General features: G+C 36.9%; 4 protein-coding genes. All 4 read right to left on the bottom strand.

Annotated elements, in window-relative coordinates; genetic code table 11:
• Positions 1 to 120 precede the first annotated feature (120 nt).
• Positions 121 to 708 (bottom strand): reverse transcriptase domain-containing protein, encoded by a 588-nt coding sequence (locus OZD61_RS02305; protein ID WP_274979700.1) that lies wholly within the window; start codon positions 706 to 708, stop codon positions 121 to 123.
• Positions 709 to 1,291: 583 nt separating this feature from the next.
• On the bottom strand, positions 1,292 to 1,573 hold the full coding sequence (locus tag OZD61_RS02310) for a type II toxin-antitoxin system RelE family toxin (RefSeq protein ID WP_010082215.1): 282 nt from the start codon (positions 1,571 to 1,573) through the stop codon (positions 1,292 to 1,294).
• Positions 1,557 to 1,757 carry a hypothetical protein gene (locus OZD61_RS02315; protein WP_274979701.1) on the bottom strand — a complete coding sequence of 67 codons (201 nt, stop codon included), beginning with the start codon at positions 1,755 to 1,757 and terminating at the stop codon, positions 1,557 to 1,559. Before OZD61_RS02315 ends, OZD61_RS02310 begins: the two co-directional genes overlap by 17 nt.
• A gap of 61 nt (positions 1,758 to 1,818) precedes the next feature.
• Positions 1,819 to 2,325 carry a phage major tail tube protein gene (locus OZD61_RS02320; protein ID WP_274979702.1) on the bottom strand — a complete coding sequence of 169 codons (507 nt, stop codon included), beginning with the start codon at positions 2,323 to 2,325 and terminating at the stop codon, positions 1,819 to 1,821.
• Positions 2,326 to 2,411: the final 86 nt, after the last annotated feature.

Here is a 2,411-nt window from a genome sequence, read left to right on the forward strand (position 1 = left end):
CTCTCCAGTATTGGTCTAATTTTTTCAAATTGTTCTTTACTTATATCGCTTGGATAGCTTTTTTGCATAGGTATACCTCTTTCTTAACTATGCTTATTTTACCTCATATTTTCGAGATCCTTAACAGGTTCTAAGAAATCGCTTTACTAACCACAGTATGTTTGGGTCTGTTATCCGTTCCTTCAAGCATCTCATTAGCCATTTGTGCTGGACATTATCAAAGAATTTCTTGATATCAACTTCTACTACATAGTTAGTTGGTCTGTACATAACTGCTTTATTTAGTGCATTTACCGCTTGATGACAGCTTCTACCAGGACGAAAACCATATGAGTTATCCAGAAAGTTAGCTTCATAAATATTTTCTAATATCTTCTTCAGCATTATCTGGACTAACTTATCTTCTGTTGATGGTACCCCAAGTCCGCGTTTCTCTTTGCTTCCAGCTTTTGGTATATATACTCTTTTCACTGGTTGCGGTTGATATTGCTTTCTTTTCATACTATCCACCAGAGTGTTAAGCTTCTCTTCAAGATTTTCTCCATACGCTTCTACTGTCACCTGGTCTATACCGCATGCTTTGTTATGCTTTAGCTCTTTATAACATTCAGCAAGATTCTCTGCGTTTATCAGATGAATTAACGATGTAAATTTCAATCGTTTATCTTGCTTGGCTCTTACTGCTATCTGATTTAGTTTTCTTTGCACGTTATTCCAACCTCCGTTGTATTGGCATAGCAATTCCTAAACCAGTCACTATATTGCTGACCGCTTCCCCTTGTATGTGGCTTTCCCACACTCTGAGTACTATCAATCAGTCCGACTTCCTTTATATCTTCCGTCAGTACTCGCCTTTGTTGACTTGTTCCAACGTACCTTAATAGGAATACAAAGGATCTCCCAAGTTTACGTAAACTCCATCTCAACACGTGATACGGCCTCAGATCTCGATAGAGTGAGTGATAACTTGCCCTATTGTTACCCTTCTTGCTGTCTTCCACTATATGCAACGTGTCGACCTCTATGACATCGAGAATTTCGGGACTCAATACCTTCACTTTCGTTGTACCCTGTGTTGTCCATTCCACTAGCTTTACTACGCTCGTTACCTTACGCAGCATAGTAGTTTGTTCCAAGCTGCTGGCTAGGCTTTGCCTGGATTGGATTTTCACCAACTGGACTTTACGCACTTTGCTTGGCGCACGCATGTTCCTCCTTAAAAAGTTAATTAAATAAAAGTCTATATCGGCTTTTACATAACTAATTTCTTTGTATGGTGCTATAAATAGGATTAGCTTTGATAAGAATCTTTTCTGTGTTCAATTGAAGTAATAACTACTGTATGTTCTGGTACATCTATATAATAAAGTATACGATAGGTACTCACCCGTAGACTACGTTGTCCACTTAAGTTATGCTTTAATGGCTTTCCAAGTCCAATTGGATCAACTGTTAGACGCTCCATTATTGCCTTCTTAATCATTAACTTTACTTTTGCTGGAAGAGCCGGAATGTCTTTCTTTATAACAGATTCTGAATAGTCTATATTGTAAGGCTTAATCCCAGAAGGCATCTCGATGTTTAACCCTCTTTTCTTTATAGCGTTCGTCAGCAATCTTAGATAATTCCATATCTTCAATTTCTTCTTCCATTAATTCAGTTAATAACTTTAAAACGGACTTGTCTTGAGATTGTGCTACACTAACAAGTAAACCAGTTAACTGCTCTATGGAATTTGTACGAGCTTTAGAATCCATATTAACTATATACCTACAACTTCTTATATTTTAACATTTTTATGTAATTTTGTCAACCATATTAGATCCCTAGAATCGTTTGTAGCAAGGCCATTTGATCAACGCCATTTATCTTTCTAATCATATTTTCAGCATCGATTTCTATCAGCTCATTACCGCCTATAGTAAGTTTATAGTAATGGGCAGCTACAGTACATTTCAGCGTTGCTTTCTCAGCAGGTTTCCAGTTACCAAAATCAAATTCTTTAAAAATGCCTCTTAAATTGATTATTACTGCTCCAATATCATTACTTCCACTACCTTGCATTCCACCTCTGAGCGTCAAAGATACCGAATTTCCATTTATCAACCCAAATAGCCGAAAGAGCTCTGTATCGTATTCAGCAAAAGTGAAATCTGCTTCAAGCTTTTCCATGCCCATGTCAATATTTATTGGAATATCCATACCACCAGCACGGTACTCTTCTGTTTTTATGGTAAGCTTTGGTAGCGTAATTTCATCTATTTTTCCTGCATAACCACGACCATCTACAAATACGTTAGAATTTCTCAGTATTTTGGGTAACACTTCGCTTTCTCCTAACTTATTAGAACCTGTTAAGGATCTCGAAAATATGAGGTAAAATAAGCATAGTTAAGAAAGAGGTATATCTA

The sequence above is a fragment of the Wolbachia endosymbiont of Drosophila bocki genome (assembly GCF_028982005.1).
GTDB classification, from domain to species: domain Bacteria; phylum Pseudomonadota; class Alphaproteobacteria; order Rickettsiales; family Anaplasmataceae; genus Wolbachia; species Wolbachia pipientis.

Bases quoted from the DNA above. Each gene is read 5' to 3' on its own strand.
- OZD61_RS02310 (WP_010082215.1), bottom strand. From the start codon at position 1,573: ATGCCTTCTGGGATTAAGCCTTACAATATAGACTATTCAGAATCTGTT.
- OZD61_RS02315 (WP_274979701.1), bottom strand. From the start codon at position 1,757: ATGGATTCTAAAGCTCGTACAAATTCCATAGAGCAGTTAACTGGTTTA.